Source organism: Streptomyces sp. NPDC052020 (genome assembly GCF_040680575.1).
Taxonomy (GTDB): domain Bacteria; phylum Actinomycetota; class Actinomycetes; order Streptomycetales; family Streptomycetaceae; genus Streptomyces.
Genome location: NZ_JBFAWY010000008.1, coordinates 51,432 through 71,722, shown reverse-complemented (window position 1 = coordinate 71,722; position 20,291 = coordinate 51,432). Strand labels below are relative to the sequence as shown.

Genomic DNA, 20,291 nt, shown 5'->3' with positions numbered 1-20,291 from the left:
CGATCAGGGAGTTACAGTCGCCGACGGGCCGCGCGGCGGAAGCCGCATGGTGCCACAGCACCAGAGCCCGCGCCCTGTCCTGCCAAAGACCAAGGGCACCCCCGAACCCTTACCGATGAGGGAACCCCCTTCGACTGAGGAAGGCGGCGACATGACCGACCCCAACGCCATCCAGCCCAGCGAGCTGGACCAGCTCCCGGACCGCGACCCCGAGGAGACCGCCGAGTGGCAGGCCTCCCTGGACGCCGTTGCCCAGGCGGCCGGGCCGCACCGTGCCGCGTACCTGATGCGCCGCACGCTGGAGCGCGCCGAGGGCGCCGGCATCGCCCTGCCGAAGCTCCTGGAGACCGACTACGTCAACACCATCCCCACCGCCGCCGAGCCCGCCGTGGACGGTGACGAGGAGATGGAGGCGCGGATCACCGCGTGGAACCGCTGGAACGCGGCGGCCATGGTGACCCGCGGCAGCAAGTACGGCGTCGGCGGCCACATCGCCACCTTCGCCTCCGCCGCCTGGCTCTACGAGACCGGCTTCAACCACTTCTTCCGGGGCAAGGAGGCCGACGGCTCGGGTGACCAGCTCTACATCCAGGGCCACGCCTCCCCCGGCATCTACGCCCGCGCCTTCCTCGACGGCCGGCTGAACGAGGACCACCTCGACAACTTCCGTCGCGAGACCGGCGGCAACGGCCTGCCGTCCTACCCGCACCCGCGGCGCCTGCCCTGGCTGTGGGAGTTCCCCACCGTCTCCATGGGCCTCGGCCCGCTCTCCGCGATCTACCAGGCGCGCTTCAACCGCTACCTGACCGCGCGCGGCATCAAGGACACCTCCGCTTCGCACGTGTGGGCGTTCCTCGGCGACGGCGAGATGGACGAGCCCGAGTCGACGGCGGCGCTCGCGCTCGCCTCCCGCGAGGGCCTGGACAACCTGACCTTCGTCATCAACTGCAACCTCCAGCGCCTGGACGGCCCGGTCCGCGCCAACTTCAAGATCGTGCAGGAGCTGGAGGCCCAGTTCCGCGGCGCCGGCTGGAACGTGGTCAAGACGCTGTGGGGCTCGGCCTGGGACGAGCTGTTCCAGCTCGACACCACCGGCGCGCTGGTACGCCGCCTGCGCGAGGTACCGGACGCGCAGATCCAGACCTACCAGACCCGCGACGCCGCCTACATCCGCGAGGACTTCTTCGGCAAGGACCCGGCGCTCGCCGAGATGGCGAAGCTGCTGAGCGACGACAAGATCCTCGAGTGCTTCCACGTCTCCCGTGGCGGTCACGAGCCGCGCAAGGTCTACGCCGCGTACCAGGCGGCGCTCGCCCACAAGGGCGCGCCGACCGTGATCCTGGCCCAGACGGTCAAGGGCCACACCCTCGGTGAGGGCTTCGCCTCCAAGAACGCCAACCACCAGATGAAGAAGCTGACGGTGGACGAGTTCAAGGCGATGCGCGACCGCCTGAACCTGCCGATCAAGGACAGCGACTTCGTCGACGGCCAGGTTCCCTACGGCCACCCGGGCGCCGACTCCCCCGAGGTCCGCTACCTCCAGGAGCGCCGCGCCGCCCTCGGCGGTCCGGCCCCGGCCCGCCGGGTGCACCCGGTCCCGGCGCTGCCCGCCCCGGCCGAGAAGGCGTTCGCCGCCTTCGACAAGGGCTCCGGCTCGCAGAACGTGGCGACGACGATGGCGTTCGTCCGTCTGATCAAGGATCTGGTCCGCGACAAGGAGACCGGCAAGCGCTGGGTGCCGATCGTCCCCGACGAGGCGCGCACCTTCGGCATGGAGTCGCTCTTCCCGTCGCTGGGCATCTACTCGCCCAAGGGCCAGACGTACGAGCCGGTCGACCGCGACCAGCTGATGTACTACAAGGAGGCCAAGAACGGCCAGATCCTCAACGAGGGGATCACCGAGGCCGGCTCGATGGCCGACTTCATCGCCGCCTCCACGTCGTACGCGACGCACGGCGAGCCGATGATCCCGTTCTACATCTTCTACTCGATGTTCGGCTGGCAGCGCACGGCCGACCAGATGTGGCAGCTCGGCGACCAGCTCGGCCGCGGCTTCCTGATCGGCGCCACCGCCGGCCGCACCACGCTGACCGGTGAGGGCCTCCAGCACGCCGACGGCCACACCCCGGTGATCGCGGCGACCAACCCCGCGTCGCTGACGTACGACCCGGCCTTCGCCTACGAGGTCGCCGTCATCGTCCGCGAGGGTCTGCGCCGGATGTACGGCGAGGCCAAGGAGGGCGAGGACCAGAACGTCTTCTACTACCTGACGGTCTACAACGAGCCGCTGCCGCAGCCGGCCAAGCCGCAGGGTCTCGGCATCGACGAGGGCATCGTCAAGGGCCTGTACCGCTTCAACACGGCGGAGTCGGCGGGCCTGACCCCGGCGGCGGGCGCCCCGCGCATCCAGCTGCTGGGCTCCGGCACGGCGATCCACTGGGCGCTCAAGGCGCAGAAGATGCTCACCGAGGAGTGGGGTGTGGCCGCCGACGTGTGGTCCGCGACCTCCTGGACCGAGCTGCGCCGCGACGCGATGGAGGCCGACGCCGCCCTGCTGCGCGGCGAGGAGCGGGTGCCGTACGTCCGCCAGGCGCTCCAGGGCGCCGAGGGCCCGGTGCTGGCCGTCTCCGACTACATGCGCCAGGTCCCGGACCAGATCGCGCAGTGGGTGGAGCAGGACTGGTCCTCGCTGGGCGCCGACGGCTTCGGTCTGTCGGACACCCGTGAGGCGGCCCGCCGCCACTTCGGCGTCGACGCCGAGTCGATCGTGGTCGCGGCCCTGGCCCAGCTCGCCAAGCGCGGCGAGGTCAAGGCGACGGCCGTGAAGGAGGCGCGCGAGCGCTACGGCCTGTAAGTCCCGGTCACCAGGAGGCCCACCCGCCGCGGCGGGTGGGCCTCCTGCATGATGGGGGCCATGCGCGCTGCCCGGCTGATCAAGATGGTGCTGCTGCTCCAGTCCCGGCCCGCCATGACCGCCGCCGAGCTCGCCGATGAGCTGGAGGTCTCGGAGCGGACCGTGACGCGGGACGCGCAGGCGCTGTCGGAGGCGGGCGTGCCGGTGTACGCGGAGCGCGGGCGGGCCGGCGGGTACCGGCTGATCGGCGGCTACCGGACCCGGCTGACCGGGCTGCGCCGCGGCGAGGCGGAGGCGCTGTTCCTGTCGGGCGTGCCGGGGGCGCTGCGCGAGATGGGGCTCCAGGACGCGGCGTCGGCGGCCCGGCTGAAGGTGTCGGCGGCGCTGCTGCCGTCCCTGCGGGACGCTCCCCGCACGGCGGCGCAGCGGTTCCACCTGGACGCCCCGGACTGGTTCAAGGAGCCCGGGACGCCCGGGCTGCTGCCCGCGGTCGCGGACGCGGTCTGGGACGACCGGCGGATCACCGCCCGCTACCGGCGCGGTGAGCGGGAGGTCGTCCGGGAGCTGGAGCCGTACGGGCTCGTGCTCAAGGCGGGGGTCTGGTACCTGTGCGCGCGGGTGCCGTCCGGCCCGGGCGCCTTCCGGGTCTACCGGATCGACCGGTTCACGGCGGTGGAGGCCGGCGAGGAGCGGTTCGCCCGGGACGAGGAGTTCGACCTGCCGGCCTTCTGGGCGGAGCGGGCGGAGCAGTTCGCGCGGTCCATCCTGCGCGCCGAAGTCGTCGTACGGCTCTCCCCGCGGGGCGTGCGGGGGCTCCCGTACGCGGTGGATCCGCGGGCGGCGCGGGAGGCGCTCGACGCCGCCGGGGCGGCCGGCGCGGACGGGTGGGTGACGGTGACGCTGCCGGTGGAGTCCGAGGAGGTCGCCCATACGCAGCTGCGGATGCTCGGGCCGGAGGCCGAGGTGCTGGAACCGGACAGCCTGCGGGAGCGGTTCGCGCGGGACGCGCGGCGGCTCGCCGGGCTGTACGGGCACCCGGCGCCTTGAGGGGTGAGACGGACGGCACACGGCGATCGTCCGCACTCCGCGTGCGCCCCGTGGGCCCAGGGCCGATGCTGGACCCGTGATGGACGAGACGGAGTTCTGGGAGCTGATCGACGCCACCCGCGAGGCCGCCGAGGGGGACCCCGAGGAACAGGCCGACCTGCTCGTGGAGCGGCTGTGCGGCCTGGACCCGGAGGGGGTCCTGGACTTCGCCCGCCATTTCGAGGCCCGCTGCCGGCGCGCCTTCACCTGGGACCTGTGGGCCGCCGCGTGGGTGCTGCTCGACGGGGCGAGCGACGACGTGTTCGACTCCTTCCGGTGCTGGCTGATCGGCCAGGGCCGCGAGGTGTACGAGGGTGCCGTGCACGACCCCGACGCGCTCGCCGAGCTGCTGGACGACTTCGACGAGGAGATCGACGGCGACGGCGAGGAGCTGGGCTACGCGGCCGATGAGGCGTACGAGCAGCTCACCGGGACCGTCGCGCCGGAGCTGGGGCTCGCCCCCGCCCCGCCGGAACCGCAGGGGACGCCCCTGGACCTGGAGGATGACCAGGCGCTCGCCGAGCGGCTGCCCCGGCTGTGGGAGCGGTTCGGGGCGTGATCCGGACCCGTGCCGTGCGGCGGGGGCTCAGGGGGCCTGAGCGCGCGCGGGGGTTTGCGCCCGGCCCTGGAGCCGGGCCGCCAGCTCCCTGATCTCGGGGATGCGGGCGCTGAGGGCCGCGCCGGGGCAGCTGGTCTGGTAGCCGTCGTCATGGCCCGCGATGGCGGGCAGCGTGGCGGTGGACCCGGCGGCGTACCGGCTGAGCCCGTTGCTGGAGACCAGCCGGACCGTGGCGCGCGGGTCGGTGCCGGACCCGCCCAGTTTCCAGGCGGCCAGCGCGGCGATCGCGTCGGTCAGCGCGCGGGGCACGGGGACGCCCGCGGAGAAGGTGCCGAGGGCGGCGATGCCGGTGGTGCGGTGGTTGAAGCCCTGGGTGTGGGCGCCGGTGACGGGGCGGTCGATGCCGCCGGCGCGGCCCTCGTAGATGGTGCCGCAGCGGTCGATGAGGAAGTTGTAGCCGATGTCGTCCCAGTCCCGGGCGCCGGTCTGGCCCGCGTACAGGTCGCGGATGACGCGGGGGGCGTCCGCGCAGTCGTAGCCGTTGGGCGTGTCGGTGTGGTGCAGGAAGACGGCGACGACCTCGTCGTCGTAGCGCGGGGGCGGCTGGCGGCGGGCGGCGTCGCCCAGCCACTGGGTCCGGGGCACGATGGGCGGCCTGGGCGCGGAGTGCTGCGCGACGGTGCGGGCACCGGCGGAGCGGGCCTGGGTCGCCACGCGCTCGACGCCGGTCGCGCACAGCGCCAGCGCGACCGCGGCGGCGGCGCCGGGCAGGCACCACAGCAGGGCCCGGGCGGCGGCCGGCAGGGGCACCGCGCGCCGCCTCCGGCCCCGGACAGGGCTCCCGGCCCGCCGGGGCCCGCGAAGGACAGGCATGGTTCCCACTGTCCGCCCGATCGGGTCCGCCCGCGACCGCTGGGCACCGGCCGGTGGAACCGCCGCGGCGCGGCACCGGCGGCCGGCTCAGACCAGCGGCTGCCCCATCAGCACGTCGTCGACGTACTCCCCGTCCAGGCAGAACTCCTGCGGCTGCACGCCCTCGACGACGAAGCCCTCGGACTCGTAGAGCTTGCGGGCGGCCGTGTTGGGGCCGAGGACCCGCAGGGTGACGCGGCGGGCGCCCAGGCGGCGGGCCTCCTCGACGGCGGCGCGGACCAGCGCCCGGCCGACGCCGCGGCCCCGGGCGGCCTCGTCGACGGCGAGACCGCGGATCTGCCGTACGTGCGCGTTGGAGGCGAGCGGGGTGGGGAAGCCGAGGCGGACGTACCCCACGAGCCGGCCGTCGAGCTCGGCGACCAGGTGGGCGCCGGGGCCGCAGGTCTCGCGGAAGAACGGCTCGCCGGGTTCCGGGCGCGGGCTGACGGCGTGCAGGTACGACCAGGTCTCCCGGTCGAGCCGCCGCAGCGCTTCCTCGTCGTCCGGCCGGGCGGGGCGTATGTGCGGAGCGGGCATGACGGTCACTGTACGGCCCGCGTCCCGGGCTTCGTGCGGCGTTTTCGGGCGGGCACCGGCAGGATGGGCGCATGGAACGTTCCCGTGTCGCGGTGGCCGGCGCGTCCGGTCTCATCGGCGGTGCCCTGGCGCGGTCCCTGATCGCGGACGGGCACGAGGTGGTGCGGCTGGTGCGCCGGGCGCCCAGAGGGCCGGGCGAGGTGCGGTGGGATCCCGAGCGCGGGCAGGTGGACGCGGCCGGGCTCGCCGGGTGCGACGCCGTGGTGAACCTCGCGGGGGCCGGGATCGGCGACCGCCGGTGGACCGCGGCGTACAAGGACCGGATCCGCCGCAGCCGGGTCCTCGGCACGACGGCGCTGGCCGGGGCGCTGGCCCGGCTGGAGCCGCGGCCGCGGGTCTTCGTCAGCGGCAGCGCGATCGGCTACTACGGGGAGACCGGCGCGCGGGCCGTCGACGAGAGCGCGCCGCCGGGGAAGGGCTTCCTGCCCGCGCTGTGCGTGGAGTGGGAGGCCGCGGCGGCCCCCGCCCGGGAGGCGGGCGTGCGCACGGTCTTCCCCCGCACCGGGCTGGTGGTGGCACGTGAGGGCGGCGCCTGGGGGCGGCTCTTCCCGCTGTTCCGGGCAGGGCTCGGCGGGCGGCTGGGCGACGGGCGCCAGTACTGGTCGTTCATCGCGCTGCACGACGAGGTGGCGGCGCTGCGCCATCTGATGGACCGGGACGACCTGTCCGGCCCGTTCAACCTGACCGCCCCGCGTCCGCTGACGAACCGTGAGATCACCGCGGCGATGGGCCGGGTCCTGCGGCGGCCGGCGTTCTTCGCGGTGCCCGCGCCGGTGCTGCGGGCCGTGCTCGGCGAGATGGCCGGTGATGTGCTGGGCAGCGCGCGGGTGCTGCCGGCGCGCCTGCTGGAGTCGGGGTTCCGCTTCGCGTTCCCGGAGATCGAGGAGGCGATCCGGGCGGCGGCGTGACCGCGGAGCCGCTCCCGGCCACTCCCCCGGCCCCGGTTCCGCCCGGCGCCCGCCCGCCCCGTCCCGGCCGGAAACGAGCCGGACACGAGCCGGACGCTACCCGGACACGAGCCGGACGGGCAGCGGATGCCGAGCCGGGCAGCAGCCGGGCGAAAGCCGCGTGCGAGCCGAACGCGAGTGGAACAAGAGACGAATACGAGTCGTATGCGACCGTCGTGCGACCGTGCTCTGTCCATGCGCGACTTCTTTTGACCGATCCCAGTCCTACTCTCGTCCAGAACTCGGGTATTCCGGACGCCTGTTGGGGGCATCACGTCTCCAGCGGCCGCGCAACCTCGAGGAGGGGCACGTGCTTGAGCCCACGTACCAGGCGGACGTCGTCGTCATAGGGGCCGGGGTCGCCGGACTCGCCGCGGCGCACCGGCTGACCGGCGCTGGAGTGTCGACCGTGGTCCTGGAGGCCGCCCATGGCGTGGGCGGCCGGATGGCGACCGAGAAGGTGGACGGATTCCGGCTCGACAGAATCGGGCGGCCGCTGTCCACGGCCTATCCCGAACTGCGGCTCGCTCCCGGGCTGGACGGCCTCGCGCTGCGGTCGTTCGCCCCGGGCGTGCTGCTGCACAGCGACGGGCGCCGCCACCGTGCGGGCGCCGTGGCGAGCGCGGGGAGCGCCCGGGGCGCACTCGCCGGGGGCACAAGGGGCGCACTCCATGTGGTGCGCGCCCTGGCCGGTGCTCCCCGGCCGGGGCCGGTGCCCAGGCGGCTCGCCTCCGCGCCGCGGACGCCCGGGAGGACGGCGCCGGCGCTCCGCGGCCGGGCGGGCGCCCCCCTGGGCACCGCCGTCGACCAGGCCCGCCTCGGTGCCGCCCTCACCCGGCTCGCGGGCACGCCCGTCGACCGGCTGCTGGCCCGCCCCGAGCTGCCCGCCGCGCGGGCCCTCGCGGCCCGCGGCCTGCCCGCCCGCGCGGTCGACGGTTTCCTGCGCCCGCTGCTCTCCGCGCTGCTGTGCGACCCGGAGCTGACCACCTCCAGCCGGTGCGCGGACCTCGCGCTGCACGCCTTCGCCAGCGGGCGCCTGTGCCTGCCGGAGGGCGGCGCGGAGACCCTGCCCGAGCGGCTGGCGCGCACCCTGCCGCCGGGTACCGTGCACACCGGCGTCCGGGTCACCTCGATCGCCGCCAACGCGGTGACCACCGCCGAGCACGGCGAGATCCGCTGCCGGGCCGTCCTGCTGGCGACCGACGCGCGCGCCGCCGCCGAGCTGCTGCCCGGTCTGCGCGTCCCGGACTTCCACCCGGTGACGGTGGTGCACCACGCCACGGACGAACCGCCCGCGACCGGTGCCGCGCTGCTCCTCGACGCCGACCGCGGCGGCCCGGTCGCGCACACGGCGGTGGTCAGTCACGTCGACCCGTCCCGGGCCCCGGCCGGCAGGGCGCTGGTCTCCTCCACCGTGCTGGGCCCCCCGCCGCCCGGCGTGGACACGGCCGTACGCGTGCACCTGGCGCGCCTGTACGGCACCTCGACGGCGCGCTGGGAGACGCTCGCCGTCCACCACACCGCCGAGGCGGTGCCCGCGATGCGCCCGCCGCACGACCCGCACCGGCCCGTGCGGCTGCTGGCCGGGCTGTACGTGTGCGGCGACCACCGCGACACCAGTACCGTGCAGGGCGCGCTGCGCTCGGCGCGCCGGGCGGCGGCGGCGATCCTGGCGGACCTGGGGGCCGCGGGCTCGACGCACGTGGCCGGCCCCCTGCCGGCGGCGCGGGCGGCGTGACCCGCCGTCCCGGCCGGGGGTCCGGCCCGGCTCACCCCAGGGCCGCCACCTTGTCCCGGTAACCCCGCACCGGCGCCGCGTCCTTGTACGGCTCCAGCCGGCGCTCGAAGTCCCTGACGTACTCCACCGCCCGCGCCGACCGCATCTCCGCCGCCTGCCCGGCCGCCTCGGCGCCGAGCCGGCACGCCTCGTCGAGCTCGCCCAGGCCGAGGCGGGCGGTGGCGAGGACGACGCGGCAGAACAGCCGGCTGCGGGCGTACATGGGCGCGCGCAGTTGCAGCGAGCGCTCCGCGTGCTGGGCGGCGGCGCGGAACTGCTGGAGGTCGCGGAAGCAGTGCCCGAACTCGTCGGCGAGCTGCGCCTCGTCGAAGAAGCGCGCCCAGTGCGGCACCTCGTCCCCGGGCCGGGCGGCCTCCAGGGCGCGCTCGGCCCGCACCAGCGCCGAGTTGCAGGCCCGCACCTCGCCGAGCACGGCGTGCCCGCGCGCCTCGGAGGCGTGCAGCAGGCACTGCACCACGGGCGCAACGCTGGTGCCGGCCCCCTGCTGGGCGACGCGGGCCAGCTGCACGGCCTCCCGCCCGTGGCCGAGGTAGACGGCCTGCCGGCTCATGGTGACCAGGACGTAGGAGCCGTACGCCCGGTCGCCGGCGGCCTGCGCGAGCCGCAGCGCCTGCACGAAGTAGCGCTGGGCGAGGCCGTGCGCGGCGATGTCGTACGACGTCCAGCCCGCGAGCCGGGTGAGGTCGGCCGCGGCGGCGAACAGGCGGCGGCCGGTCTGCTCGCCGTAGGTGCCGCGCAGCATCGGCTCCAGTTCGTGCTCCAGGTAGCGCACGAGGGCCTGGCGGGCGTGGCCGCCGCCGTACATGTCGTCCAGGGTGCGGAACAGCTCGCCGACCGAGCGCAGCGCGGCGAGGTCGCCGGTGGTGACCCGCTGGCCGGGGCCGCGCTCGGCCGGGGGGCGCCGGCGGGCGGCGGGCGCCCCCTGCTCGGCCGGCGCCGGGGACTTGGCGGGCGCGGCCCCGCGGCCCTGGGCGGGGATGCGGACGGCCGCCTCGCCGCGGCCGACCTTCTCGTCGGCGCGGCCGATCAGCCAGTCCCGGCTGGGCACCACCAGCCCCGCCGGGGTGAACGCGATCTTGCGCAGCTCCGCGTGGCTGCCGGAGTCCTTGCGCCACAGACCGCTGACGATGTCGACGGCCTCCTCCGGGGTGGCGGCGAACTCCAGGCCCGCGTAGACGGGGGCGCAGGCGTCCAGCCCCAGGTCCTGGGCGGTCAGACGGCGCCCGAGGCGGCGGGTGAAGACCTCGGCGATCAGGGCCGGGGTGGTGCCCCGGGGCTGCTGGCCGCGCAGCCACCGGGTGACGGACGTCTTGTCGTATCTCAGGTCCAGCCCGTGTTCGAGACCGAGCTGGTCGACGCGACGGGCGAGACCTGCGTTGGAGAACCCCGCTTCTGCGATGAGCGCGGCGAGCTGGCGGTTGGGAGTGCGCTGCGCGGGTCGTTCCGTCATCTGCGGTGCGGTCTCCTGCCTTCCGGGGCGAACATGTGCCCGGATTGCCTGTGAGCAGCCCTTACGGCCTCGTGACGGCGCGAATGTAGCGGAGAGTAAGCACGTCATCACACACTTCGTCGGTCATTCATCCGATCGTGTGAGGATCGAGTTCCGGGCTGACGGCCGGTGACCCCACGGTGGGCGCCCGAGGGCCGGACGTACAGTGGCATGGGCACGCCGCGTGCCTTACGTCCTTCCAGGGAGGCGCTTGCCGTGAGTGAGTTGCGGTTCGTCCGCATGGGGTTCGGGTCCGAGGCCGTCGAGTACCAGCAGGCGTGGGACGAGCAGCGCCGGGTGCACGCGGCGCGGTTCGCCGACGAGGTTCCCGACACCGTGCTGCTTCTCGAACACCCGCCGGTCTACACGGCAGGCCGGCGCACCGCGGACAACGAGAGGCCCCTCGACGGCACCCCCGTCATCGACGTGGACCGCGGCGGGAAGATCACCTGGCACGGACCGGGCCAGCTGGTGGGCTACCCGATCCAGAAGCTCCCGCGCCCGGTGGACGTGGTCGCGCACGTACGGCGGCTGGAGGAGGCCCTGATCCGCACCTGCGCGGAGTTCGGCCTGGAGACGACCCGGGTGGAGGGCCGCAGCGGCGTGTGGGTCCTCGGCGACCCCGTCGAGCGGCGGCCCGCGCTCGGCGGCCTGTCCCTGGACTTCGACCCGCGCCTGCACGACGAGGAGTTCGACCCGCGCCTGAACGGCCCGGAGTACGCCCCGTCCAACGCCGGCCAGCGCCGCGAGGACCGCAAGATCGCGCAGATCGGCATCCGGGTGGCCAAGGGCGTCACCATGCACGGCTTCTCGTTCAACGTGAACCCCGACATGAAGTGGTTCGACCGCATCATCCCGTGCGGCATCCGGGACGCCGGCGTCGCCTCCCTCGCCGGCGAACTGGGCCGGGACGTCACGATCGAGGAGGTGCTGCCGGTGGTGGAGCGCCACCTGCGGGACGTGCTGGAGAACGCCGAGCTCAAGCCGCGCGTGATCGAGAAGGCGACCGCCTGAACCGGCTCGCCCGGGCGGGGGAATGCGCCCCGCGGGCCCGAGGTTGGCCTCACGGCAGGGCCCATCAAACACGGGCGTACCCTGGTGTACGCCGAAGAATCGAAGTTAGGGAGCCGACGTGTCCGCAGTCGCACCCGACGGACGCAAGATGCTGCGCCTGGAGGTCCGCAACAGTCAGACCCCCATCGAGCGCAAGCCCGAGTGGATCAAGACCCGGGCGAAAATGGGTCCCGAGTACACGAAGATGCAGAACCTCGTGAAGAGCGAGGGCCTGCACACGGTCTGCCAGGAAGCCGGCTGCCCCAACATCTACGAGTGCTGGGAGGACCGCGAGGCCACCTTCCTCATCGGCGGCGACCAGTGCACCCGGCGCTGTGACTTCTGCCAGATCGACACCGGCAAGCCCGAGGCGCTCGACCGCGACGAGCCCCGCCGCGTCGGCGAGTCCGTGGTCACCATGGACCTGAACTACGCCACCATCACCGGCGTCGCCCGCGACGACCTGGAGGACGGCGGCGCCTGGCTGTACGCGGAGACCGTGCGCCAGATCCACCAGCAGACGGCACACCGCCAGGACGGGCGCACCAAGGTCGAGCTGCTGGCCCCCGACTTCAACGCGGTTCCCGAGCAGCTCCAGGAAGTCTTCTCCTCCCGCCCCGAGGTCTTCGCGCACAACGTCGAGACGGTGCCGCGCATCTTCAAGCGCATCCGCCCCGGCTTCCGCTACGAGCGCTCCCTGAAGGTCATCACCGCCGCCCGCGACTACGGCCTGGTCACCAAGTCCAACCTGATCCTCGGCATGGGCGAGACCCGCGAGGAGGTCAGCGAGGCGCTCCGGCAGCTGCACGACGCCGGCTGCGAGCTGGTCACCATCACCCAGTACCTGCGCCCGTCCGTGCGCCACCACCCGGTGGAGCGCTGGGTCAAGCCGCAGGAGTTCGTGGAGCTCAAGGAGGAGGCCGAGCAGATCGGCTTCTCCGGGGTGATGTCCGGCCCGCTGGTGCGCTCTTCCTACCGCGCGGGGCGCCTGTACCAGATGGCGATCGAGCAGCGTCACTCGGCCGCTCCGCGGCAGGAGAGCGCGTTCGTCGCCACCCAGGCCGTCTGACCGGACGCCACCCGCCCTCCCCCCGGAGAGCCGTCCGTGCGTGTGAAGTCGCGCACAAGTGATTACTCGCTGGTAGTGGCCGGTACGACGCGGTCCTGACCGTCCTCGCAGATGAGGGCGCCGGTCAGGGCCGCGTCGGCGTTCCGCCCCCGCCCGCCGGGGCTTCATGGGTGTTTGACCGGTCCGTCACGCCCTGGTAACACCCATCAGTGACCCTGACATCACGCCGCGTGCACCCGCACCCCGTGCCGTACCGAGGGGGGACCTCCACGATGCAGGCCGCACCCGTCCGCGCCACCGCGATCCCGTCGTTCGCCACCGCCCTGCGGGCCGTCGAATCGCTGCTCATGAGCGGCGGTCAGCGCACCGCCCGCCGCAACGCCTGGACGTCCGTCCTGGAGGACCGCCGCCGCGCCAGGGACCGGTCCGAGGCACAGCGGGTCCTGGAGCAGGCGGTGACCGCCCGCCGCCCCTGAACCCCCGCGCGGTCCCGCCGGGCACTGCCGTCGTGGGCGCCGCGGGGGCCACGTAGACTTCGTGGCATGGCGAGGAAGGACAACGCGGCGGAGACTGCGAACCCCGGGCGACTGAAGCAGATCGCCCTGACCTACAAGATGACCCGCAAGGCCGACAAGAAGATCGGTCTTGTACTCGCGGCTGTCGGCATCATCACCTTCGGTGTCTTCCTCGCGATCGGTTTCCTGATCGGTCACCCCATCTATCTCGGCATCCTGGGCCTGCTCCTCGCCTTCCTCGCGACGGCGATCGTGTTCGGGCGCCGGGCCGAGCGGGCGGCCTTCGGCCAGATGGAGGGCCAGCCGGGCGCCGCCGCGGCCGTGCTCGACAACATCGGCCGGGGCTGGACGACCACCCCCGCGGTGGCGATGAACCGCAACCAGGACGTGGTGCACCGCGCGGTCGGCAAGGCCGGCATCGTACTGGTCGGCGAGGGCAACCCGAACCGGGTGAAGACCCTGCTCGTCGCCGAGAAGAAGAAGATGAACCGGATCGTCGCCGACGTGCCCGTGCACGACCTGATCGTGGGCACCGGCGAGGGCCAGGTGGAGCTGAAGAAGCTGCGCACCACCATGCTCAAGCTGCCGCGCGTCCTGACCGGGCCGCAGGTCACCACGACCAACGACCGGCTGCGCGCGCTGGGCGACCTGATGAGCAACATGCCACTGCCCAAGGGCCCGATTCCTGGGCGTGGCCTTCCTGGTCGCCCGCCTCGCGGACGCTAGTTGCGGCAAGGATGACCCCAGGGCGAACCTTCCCGGTCATCTCCATCTTCGGCAGTCGGTGACGGGGGGCCACAGGTACCCCGTCACGGCCCTTCATGGCCTCCATGACGCGATCCCAGCGCCCCTGCTGGTTCCAACGCCTCCAGTGCCCGGTCAGCCCCTTAGAACCGGTCTCAGCCTCCAAGGCGGGCCATGACGCCCCCGTGCGAGCCTTCTTGAGGAAGACCTCAAGCACGGTCCTGGGTGCCAGCCCGCCCGCCTGGCGAGGAACGAGCCCCCCATTCGGGAAGCCCTCCAGCTCAACGATCTGCTTCCAGACCTGATCATCCAGGATCGGTACATCCCGCTCGTGATCCCGGAACCACTCACCCACAGGGCAAGCCAGGCCCCGGCGCATCGCGGGCGGGTTCTCCAGAACCTTGACCTTGATGTCCAGAAGGGCAAGCCACTCCGCTTGCTGCTCCTTCGTGCAGGCTTCCAAGCGGCCGTGCGCTGACTGCGCAAGCGCGTGCAGATCCTTGACTCGCTGATCAGCTTCCTGGGCTTCCGTTTGCCACGTCTCGATGTCGGTTCGCTCCTTCTGGAGCTGTTCGAGTTCCACATAGTGGGGCTGGAGCTTCTTTTCCACGGCAGCCTCGGCAGCGTGTCCCGTGAGACCTTGCCGTGTGACCTGCGTTGCGAACATGGCCGTCATCAGGTCGATGGTGCCGTTCTTCTCAGCAATCTTCTGATCCAAAGCTGCGAGGCGAGAGGAGTAGTCCACCTGCTTCTTCGCGGTGGCACCAACCCACTCATCAGCGAGCGCCAAGAGCCGGTCCCGGTCGCCAAGCAGCTTGCAGACGTTTTCCCAGACCCACCCCTCAACGCCGTCCGCGTAAATCTGGGAGCAAGAGCACGTTGCAGCACCGGCGTACTCGGGCCTCTTGCCGGCGCACACGTAGTGCAGGCTTTCATCCTCCTTGGGCGTGCCGCCCACGTAGTGTTTGCCGCAAGGGCTCAGCAGTCGCCCGGACACGGGGTACACCCGCCCAGGGATGGGAGACTTGGTGTACGTCCGGCCTTCCGCTGCTCGCAGCTCGGCTACCTCATCGGGGGTGAACATGGGGGGGATGGAGAGGGTGATTGACTCCCCCCAGACCGGATTACCGTCCGGGCCGATCTGCGCGCCGTTCTTCTCGTTCCGGAAGATCAATCGGGCGTTGAGAAGATCCTCGTCCATGAGGCGTCCCCGGATGTTGGGCCCGGCCCACGGCTTGCCTGAGCGGGTGAAGAAGCCCTCAGCGTTCAAGTACAGCGCGACCTTTTCCCAGTTCCGGCGTACCCGGACGGCTATGCGGCGGGCCAAGCGCAGCACGTCAGCTTCGTGCACGGTCTCGCAGGGGTCGGTACGGGTGCAGGCTTCTCCCCCGTCGCACACGTCGAGGACCAGAACCTGCTCACCCTTCACGCCCTTGTTGGCGATCCGGTAGCCGTAGCGGGCCTGCCCGCCGGGGAAGCCCCCCATTTCGGCCTTCTGCTGGATACCGCCCTGAGTGCGCTTCCGAATCTTGGCAAGCTCCTTGAACGCCTCGTTGGCCTTGTCGCGCATGCGCGCTTCGCCCTCTTCGGTCGTGTTGTCGATGTCCTCATCGACAACCGCCACGAAGATGCCAAGGTCTTGGAGCTTCCAGACCCATTCCCAGAAGACACGGTTCTTTCGGCCGATGGCTCGCGTCTCGTAGACACACACGAGGTCGAACGGGCGCGGCTGCTGAACCGCGAGTTCCATGATCTTGGTGGCGCCCTCGCGCAGCTCCCAGGGCAGGGTGCCGGACTCGCCTTCGTCCGTGAACGTCTCGACGTGGGCCCAGCCCTTACGAGCGATGTGGGCAGCGGTGCGCTTGCCCGTGTAGGCGATGCCGTATCCCTTTGCCTGGTCTTCGGTGGATACGCGCAGGTAGTCCACGGCACGAAGTTGCTTGCCCGCGATAGCCCGAGCTGCATTATCGATTGCGAGCATGGCAGACTTACCCATGTCAGTCCTCCCGTGACTGGCAGGACCCCCCCGGAGCGTTCTTCAGGCCCTCCAGGGGGGTCCACTCATGTGGATCGCCTGATCATACGTCACTACCCGTTACGATGAAGAGAACAAGAGTTCGAGCATGCGCCGATGGGCGATCATCGAGCCTGGTGTCTCCGTGGCAATCCAGGTGACTGTGTTGCCTGCTTCGTCAGCCTCAGCCCATACAGCGCCGGGGCCATCAGCCTTGGCTGCTGCGGCAGTTGCTTCCTTCAAATCGCCGCCCGCGTGATCCTGGTGCCGGCTTCGAGCCAGACGACCTCTCTGATTCCCACGCCGCGGATCAGCTTCCGACAGTCGCCACACGGCTCCCACGTCACGTAGAGGGTCGCCGCGATGCGGTCCTCAGGACGTGCCCACATCACGGCGTTGTGTTCGGCGTGGTACTCGATGCAGCCTTCGTAGCCGGTCCCGGCCGGCACGTCGCTCAGGCACCGCTCGCACTCGCCCCCGAGGCAACTCGGGCCACCGGGCTCGGAACCGTTGTAGCCCGTGATGACCGCCCGGTGGTCGGGACGCACCAGGACCGCCCCAACCTGCTTGCGGATGCAGTCCCCTCGCTCTTTTGCGGCCTCCGCCAACCCGAGGAAGTAGCAATCCCAGCACGGGCGCCGACGACTGCCTGACACGTCCGTGCACTGGTACCAGACTTCACAGCTCAAGGCGTCGGCTCCTCGTACTTGTCGCACGTCTCGACGGGAAACCAGGCGATGTAGGGCTGCCCCTTTGCGGTGACCTGCGTAACGGGCATGATGTCGGTATGGGACTGGAGGCACTTCCGGTCATCGCAGCCCGTGAGGGCCAGCGCGAGCAGAGCGCCGGCCCCCGCGAGAACGAGCTTCTTCACTCGTCGTCCTCTTCCAGCTCCGAGTCCCGCAGAAGAGCAGCCACGGTGTCCGCCAGCATCTCGGCCTTCCAGAAATCAGCCGCCATCTCCTGAGCAAGGGAGTACGGCACACCTGCCGCCAGAGCGTTCTTCATGATGTCGCCGGACAGAATGGCGATAGCCGCCGCGTAGATCCCGCGTTGCTCCAGTTTGGCCACAGCCATCTGCGCTTCGAGGTCCGCCAGGATTGCATCAGCACTTTCAGTGTTCTCGTTCACTCGCACATATCCGCGTCGGTGTCCTCTGAGCACTGAGCACAGAGGCCGGTTTCTACATCGTTAAGGTTGAACAGCGCTACGGCCTCATAGCTCTGACACCATTCACAGTCTTCGACTGCCTCAAGGTCGCCGTACATCACTGGACCACGAAAGCGACCGGCATATCAGCGAGCTTCCATTCGTCGTCGTAAGCCTCGACTTCAAAAATTACCTTCCCCTCCGCAGGGTCGTACGTACACGACTTACAACACCCACATCCGGGATCAGGAATTATCACGGGGATGTCGCCGTGCTCCTTGAGTGCCCTCTCTGCGTTGGCGATGAACTCGTTCAGCTTCATACGTGCTCCTAGTGCTTACTGTCTTCGAGGTCCAGGACAGAACCCCAGGACCGGTCTCCGATCTCTCCATCTGCGGGAATCAGAAGACCCTTGAACGTGAACTCCATGATTCGAGCCGCCTTCTCGGTCAGCTCTGCTGCCCTCTCCTTCGGGAAGGAAAAGACCAGCTCGTCATGCACCGGGAGGCGCATCCAGGGGGTAAACCCTGCGGCATGGAGATTCAGGATCGCCCGAGCCGTGATGTCCCTCGCTGTGGACTGGATGTAGTAGTTCAGGGCCGAATACAGGCGCCGGCGGTCGACAGGAAGGCGCCGGCCGGTGGCTGTGAAGATGTATCCGGTCCTTCGGGCCTCTGCCTTGAGCTGTTCCGCGAACTTGGCGACGCCGACATACGTCTCCCAGAAGGCGTCTACGGCTCGCTTGGCGTCTTCCTCCGGGACTCCAAAGCCGTCTGTGACGGCTCTCCAGGTCCCCCCGAAGCCGATCGCAAAATTCGTGCCCTTACCTGCCGACCTCTTCTCGTGCTTAGTCTGGCCTGGCTTCATGGGGCCGAAGGCTGCAATGGCCGTGAGGTTGTGCAAGTCCTCATCGGCGTAGAACGCCTTCAACATGGTCGGGTCCTGGGAGGCCGCGGCCATGACCCGGAGTTCCATGTTTCCGAAGTCGATGGAAACGGTGACGTGGCCTTCCTCTGCTAGGAAGGCGTGTCGTACGTAACCATCGCCCGCGGGGAACGTCTGTGCTGCGATAGCGCCGGAAATTGACATCCGGGCCGTCCGGGCGCCCAGAGAATTTATGCTCGCGTGTACCCGGCCGCAGGCGTCCATGCCGTTGATGGCAGCTTCGAACCACGTCTTGCGCCACTTAGCGGCCTTGGTCGCCTTCTTGACGGCCTCGGCAAGAGGATGGTCGATGGAGTCGAGCACTTCGGCATCCATCGCAAGGTTGCCCTTTTTCGTCTTCTTGGTCAGCCTGAAGCCAAAACGCAAGAAGGCGTCGATGAGCTGTTGGTTCGAGTTGACGTTCTCAATGCCCCACTTACGGGCCACTCCGACCCACTTCGCCTCTTCGACCTTCAGCTCGGCAATTCGCCTCTCGGCGTACTCCCGATCAACGATGTATCCGGTTCGCTCCATCAGGGCCGTGACGTGGGCAAGCCGGTGCTCCCAGCCGATCAGGCCCTTCGCCTTCGAGCGGGCCGGCACCTTGGGCAGAAGGATGTGAAGCAGCCGGTAGGCCCAGATCGGGTCAGTGCCCGCGTAGAGAAGGTATTCCTCATCCCAGGTGTCTACCAGAGGCCAGATGGCCTCTTTCTTGACCTTGTACCGCTTGGCTATCGCAGTCATCGAGCCCTTGACCTCTTCGGCCGCGGTAGCGTCGATGTAGAACTTCACCAGCTCTTCGAGCTTGGCCCCAGGCCCGAACTCCTTGACTCCCCGAGGGTCCACGAGATGGGCGAAAATTTTGGTGTCGAGCATCTTCGGGGCGAGTTCTTCGAGGGTGACCCCGAGGGTTCGCTCACTGACGTGCTGATCGAAGGTCCCGTTATGGGCGATCAGCCTCGTAGCCTTTCGAAGCGCCCAGATTGCAGCGGCCTTGAATTGAGGGTTAACCTCAACCGGCAGGACCCAGCTCTCAACCCCGTTGCCGAACTGAGCGAGACGGATACGGAATCCCCGGTCTGAATTCCACCAATCCAGACCGGACGTTTCCGTGTCGAATCCCAGAGTGGGATTCGCTTCAATGAAGTCTATGAACTTGTCCAGGTCCCACGCGGTTTGAGCTACGTTGATCCGCACCCTCTGGTGCTTGATCTTGTAGTGCAGGACCCTCATTCAGTCTCCTATGCAGATATCGCCTCGAATGTGATGGACTTGGTGTCTTCGTCCGTGAGGTAGGCGTCGGGGAACGAAAAGAACGGATTCTCTCGCTCGTCGTACGCCGCGGCTTCCGCCACCGTCGAGCAGTCGGGGTAGTGAGCGAGGTTCGGTTCGTACTCGATCACGACCGTGACGCGGATCTTCTCGGCCATTAGCGGCCTGCCTTTCGTCCGAGATAAATGAGGACACCGAAGAGAGCGGTGAATCCCAGGATGACACCGAGCAGGAAGACGCTGATCATGTCAGCGGAGTCATACATTCGAGGGCGGGTTCCTTACAGATGTGGTCCCGAGTTGCTTGCACGAGATCGGACACGGTGACCTCGTTCTCATCGCAGCACTCACAGCCGCCCATGGCGAAGGTCTCGTCACACAGACGGCAGAAAAGCTCGACCCCACCGTTCTCCATGCCGAAGGCCAGGGCGTGATAAAGATTGATCAACGGCGCATCACGCACCGCGCCGGCGCATCACCGGCCTTGGCGAGGTCCCAGAGCCCACAAGGCGCATGAGTCCAGGTGAAGAATCCGAGACCGAATACGGCGAGAAGGATGAGGACGACTAGCCCCTTTTCCGGTGTGCCCGGCCTCACGGCGCCACCCGTCCGTTCTCTGCGAACGCTGCCCAGGTGAGGGGCATCTCCAGAATGAAGTCGTCCTCCATCCGTGACGCCACCATTTCGATCTCCTGCTGTGGGAAACTGGGGTACTTGGCGTACTCGCTAGTCGTCCTGAGGCTCAGGAAATGCATGAGGGAGCGGGCATTACACGTGGCGTAGAAGCTCGTGTAGATGTTCACCGGCAGCACCATGCGGGCAACCTCGCGGGCAACGTCGAGATCGAGCAGCCGCTTATACGTGGAATAAGCCTCCTGGCTGATCCGGCGAATATCTCCGGTGACCGCCATGTGCTGCTTGTAGGTCCCCAGCTCGAACGTATAGGCCGCAGGCTTCCCGACTTGGCGCAGGGGCCGGCCGTCTGCCGGGACGTAGAAGACCGGCTGAAGCTCCCGGTATCGGCCGCTCTCCTCGTTGTACGACCAGCCCGCTCGGTGACGGAAGAACTCCCGCGCAACGAAAATGGGAGCCTCGATGTAGAAGGTGAAGCTGGTATGTTCGAACGGCGAGCCGTGCCGGTCCCGAACCAAGTAGTTGATGAGGCCCTGATTCGAGGCGTCCTTAACTCGCGTAGCTCCCCCGAGGGTGGATACCCGAGCCGCTGCCGCTACGTCTGCATCAGTCGCAGAGTGCTTGACCAACTCCACGGTCATGTCAGACCGGAATTCCATGTGTCTCCCGCGCAAAAA

Annotated in this window: 20 protein-coding genes; 9 read left to right on the top strand and 11 right to left on the bottom strand. The window is 70.0% G+C overall.

All coding sequences use genetic code 11. The annotated features are described in order from the left end of the window. Window positions 1-151 precede the first annotated feature (151 nt). The 3 genes from aceE to AB0L74_RS10555 all read left to right on the top strand — a co-directional run bounded on the left by aceE (window position 152) and on the right by AB0L74_RS10555 (window position 4,499). Window positions 152-2,854 (top strand): pyruvate dehydrogenase (acetyl-transferring), homodimeric type, encoded by a 2,703-nt coding sequence (gene aceE, locus AB0L74_RS10565; RefSeq protein ID WP_365648438.1) that lies wholly within the window; start codon window positions 152-154, stop codon window positions 2,852-2,854. A gap of 60 nt (window positions 2,855-2,914) precedes the next feature. Then, a complete protein-coding gene (locus AB0L74_RS10560) occupies window positions 2,915-3,901 on the top strand; it encodes a YafY family protein (RefSeq protein WP_365648435.1) in 987 nt (328 codons plus the stop codon). A gap of 79 nt (window positions 3,902-3,980) precedes the next feature. Continuing rightward, on the top strand, window positions 3,981-4,499 hold the full coding sequence (locus AB0L74_RS10555) for a DUF4240 domain-containing protein (protein ID WP_365648894.1): 519 nt from the start codon (window positions 3,981-3,983) through the stop codon (window positions 4,497-4,499). Between the two features lie 27 nt (window positions 4,500-4,526). Here AB0L74_RS10555 and AB0L74_RS10550 read toward each other — a convergent pair whose 3' ends face one another. Both AB0L74_RS10550 and AB0L74_RS10545 read right to left on the bottom strand, forming a co-directional pair. Further along, window positions 4,527-5,372, bottom strand: coding sequence for a peptidoglycan recognition protein (locus AB0L74_RS10550; protein ID WP_365648432.1), 846 nt, complete (start codon window positions 5,370-5,372; stop codon window positions 4,527-4,529). An 87-nt stretch (window positions 5,373-5,459) separates the two neighbouring features. Then, window positions 5,460-5,948: a GNAT family N-acetyltransferase gene (locus AB0L74_RS10545; protein ID WP_365648429.1), complete on the bottom strand. Its 489-nt coding sequence runs from the start codon at window positions 5,946-5,948 to the stop codon at window positions 5,460-5,462. 71 nt (window positions 5,949-6,019) lie between these two features. Between AB0L74_RS10545 and AB0L74_RS10540 the strand changes: the two genes are divergently transcribed. Both AB0L74_RS10540 and AB0L74_RS10535 read left to right on the top strand, forming a co-directional pair. Continuing rightward, entirely contained in the window at window positions 6,020-6,916 is an 897-nt protein-coding gene (locus AB0L74_RS10540; protein ID WP_365648426.1) for a TIGR01777 family oxidoreductase, read from the top strand. Between the two features lie 349 nt (window positions 6,917-7,265). Beyond that, window positions 7,266-8,693, top strand: coding sequence for an NAD(P)/FAD-dependent oxidoreductase (locus AB0L74_RS10535; RefSeq protein ID WP_365648423.1), 1,428 nt, complete (start codon window positions 7,266-7,268; stop codon window positions 8,691-8,693). Window positions 8,694-8,724: 31 nt separating this feature from the next. On the opposite strand, the gene AB0L74_RS10530 is transcribed toward AB0L74_RS10535, so the two are convergent. Next, window positions 8,725-10,203 (bottom strand): regulator, encoded by a 1,479-nt coding sequence (locus AB0L74_RS10530; RefSeq protein WP_365648420.1) that lies wholly within the window; start codon window positions 10,201-10,203, stop codon window positions 8,725-8,727. Window positions 10,204-10,458: 255 nt separating this feature from the next. Between AB0L74_RS10530 and lipB the strand changes: the two genes are divergently transcribed. From lipB to AB0L74_RS10510, 4 genes are all read left to right on the top strand, one after another. Next, window positions 10,459-11,256, top strand: a complete 798-nt coding sequence (gene lipB / locus AB0L74_RS10525; RefSeq protein ID WP_365648417.1) for a lipoyl(octanoyl) transferase LipB — start codon at window positions 10,459-10,461, stop codon at window positions 11,254-11,256. Between the two features lie 118 nt (window positions 11,257-11,374). After that, window positions 11,375-12,364, top strand: a complete 990-nt coding sequence (gene lipA / locus AB0L74_RS10520; RefSeq protein WP_365648414.1) for a lipoyl synthase — start codon at window positions 11,375-11,377, stop codon at window positions 12,362-12,364. A 272-nt stretch (window positions 12,365-12,636) separates the two neighbouring features. After that, window positions 12,637-12,840, top strand: coding sequence for a hypothetical protein (locus AB0L74_RS10515; protein ID WP_365648411.1), 204 nt, complete (start codon window positions 12,637-12,639; stop codon window positions 12,838-12,840). A 66-nt stretch (window positions 12,841-12,906) separates the two neighbouring features. Next, entirely contained in the window at window positions 12,907-13,605 is a 699-nt protein-coding gene (locus AB0L74_RS10510; RefSeq protein WP_365648408.1) for a DUF4191 domain-containing protein, read from the top strand. Here the strand turns inward: AB0L74_RS10510 and AB0L74_RS10505 are convergent. The 8 genes from AB0L74_RS10505 to thyX form a co-directional block, all read right to left on the bottom strand. Next, a complete protein-coding gene (locus tag AB0L74_RS10505; RefSeq protein WP_365648405.1) occupies window positions 13,490-15,619 on the bottom strand; it encodes a recombinase family protein in 2,130 nt (709 codons plus the stop codon). The genes AB0L74_RS10510 and AB0L74_RS10505 overlap by 116 nt on opposite strands. A 257-nt stretch (window positions 15,620-15,876) precedes the next feature. After that, window positions 15,877-16,326 (bottom strand): deaminase, encoded by a 450-nt coding sequence (locus AB0L74_RS10500; RefSeq protein WP_365648403.1) that lies wholly within the window; start codon window positions 16,324-16,326, stop codon window positions 15,877-15,879. Continuing rightward, a complete protein-coding gene (locus AB0L74_RS10495) occupies window positions 16,323-16,511 on the bottom strand; it encodes a hypothetical protein (protein WP_365648400.1) in 189 nt (62 codons plus the stop codon). Before AB0L74_RS10495 ends, AB0L74_RS10500 begins: the two co-directional genes overlap by 4 nt. Then, on the bottom strand, window positions 16,508-16,768 hold the full coding sequence (locus AB0L74_RS10490; protein WP_365648397.1) for a hypothetical protein: 261 nt from the start codon (window positions 16,766-16,768) through the stop codon (window positions 16,508-16,510). The genes AB0L74_RS10495 and AB0L74_RS10490 overlap by 4 nt, the downstream gene beginning before the upstream one ends. 136 nt (window positions 16,769-16,904) lie before the next feature. Then, window positions 16,905-17,108 carry a hypothetical protein gene (locus tag AB0L74_RS10485; protein WP_365648394.1) on the bottom strand — a complete coding sequence of 68 codons (204 nt, stop codon included), beginning with the start codon at window positions 17,106-17,108 and terminating at the stop codon, window positions 16,905-16,907. Between the two features lie 8 nt (window positions 17,109-17,116). Then, entirely contained in the window at window positions 17,117-18,943 is a 1,827-nt protein-coding gene (locus AB0L74_RS10480) for a DNA polymerase (protein WP_365648391.1), read from the bottom strand. 8 nt (window positions 18,944-18,951) lie between these two features. Continuing rightward, window positions 18,952-19,140: a hypothetical protein gene (locus AB0L74_RS10475; protein WP_365648388.1), complete on the bottom strand. Its 189-nt coding sequence runs from the start codon at window positions 19,138-19,140 to the stop codon at window positions 18,952-18,954. Window positions 19,141-19,574: 434 nt separating this feature from the next. Further along, window positions 19,575-20,255: an FAD-dependent thymidylate synthase gene (gene thyX, locus AB0L74_RS10470; protein WP_365648385.1), complete on the bottom strand. Its 681-nt coding sequence runs from the start codon at window positions 20,253-20,255 to the stop codon at window positions 19,575-19,577. Between the last annotated feature and the right edge of the window lie 36 nt (window positions 20,256-20,291).

Coding starts and splice junctions, on each gene's coding strand:
- AB0L74_RS10510 (WP_365648408.1), top strand. CDS start 12,907: ATGGCGAGGAAGGACAACGCGGCGGAGACTGCGAACCCCGGGCGACTG.
- AB0L74_RS10475 (WP_365648388.1), bottom strand. CDS start 19,140: ATGGCCGAGAAGATCCGCGTCACGGTCGTGATCGAGTACGAACCGAAC.
- aceE (WP_365648438.1), top strand. CDS start 152: ATGACCGACCCCAACGCCATCCAGCCCAGCGAGCTGGACCAGCTCCCG.
- AB0L74_RS10540 (WP_365648426.1), top strand. CDS start 6,020: ATGGAACGTTCCCGTGTCGCGGTGGCCGGCGCGTCCGGTCTCATCGGC.
- AB0L74_RS10505 (WP_365648405.1), bottom strand. CDS start 15,619: ATGGGTAAGTCTGCCATGCTCGCAATCGATAATGCAGCTCGGGCTATC.
- AB0L74_RS10480 (WP_365648391.1), bottom strand. CDS start 18,943: ATGAGGGTCCTGCACTACAAGATCAAGCACCAGAGGGTGCGGATCAAC.
- AB0L74_RS10560 (WP_365648435.1), top strand. CDS start 2,915: ATGCGCGCTGCCCGGCTGATCAAGATGGTGCTGCTGCTCCAGTCCCGG.
- AB0L74_RS10550 (WP_365648432.1), bottom strand. CDS start 5,372: ATGCCTGTCCTTCGCGGGCCCCGGCGGGCCGGGAGCCCTGTCCGGGGC.
- thyX (WP_365648385.1), bottom strand. CDS start 20,255: ATGACCGTGGAGTTGGTCAAGCACTCTGCGACTGATGCAGACGTAGCG.
- AB0L74_RS10555 (WP_365648894.1), top strand. CDS start 3,981: ATGGACGAGACGGAGTTCTGGGAGCTGATCGACGCCACCCGCGAGGCC.
- AB0L74_RS10515 (WP_365648411.1), top strand. CDS start 12,637: ATGCAGGCCGCACCCGTCCGCGCCACCGCGATCCCGTCGTTCGCCACC.
- AB0L74_RS10545 (WP_365648429.1), bottom strand. CDS start 5,948: ATGCCCGCTCCGCACATACGCCCCGCCCGGCCGGACGACGAGGAAGCG.
- AB0L74_RS10485 (WP_365648394.1), bottom strand. CDS start 17,108: ATGAAGCTGAACGAGTTCATCGCCAACGCAGAGAGGGCACTCAAGGAG.
- AB0L74_RS10530 (WP_365648420.1), bottom strand. CDS start 10,203: ATGACGGAACGACCCGCGCAGCGCACTCCCAACCGCCAGCTCGCCGCG.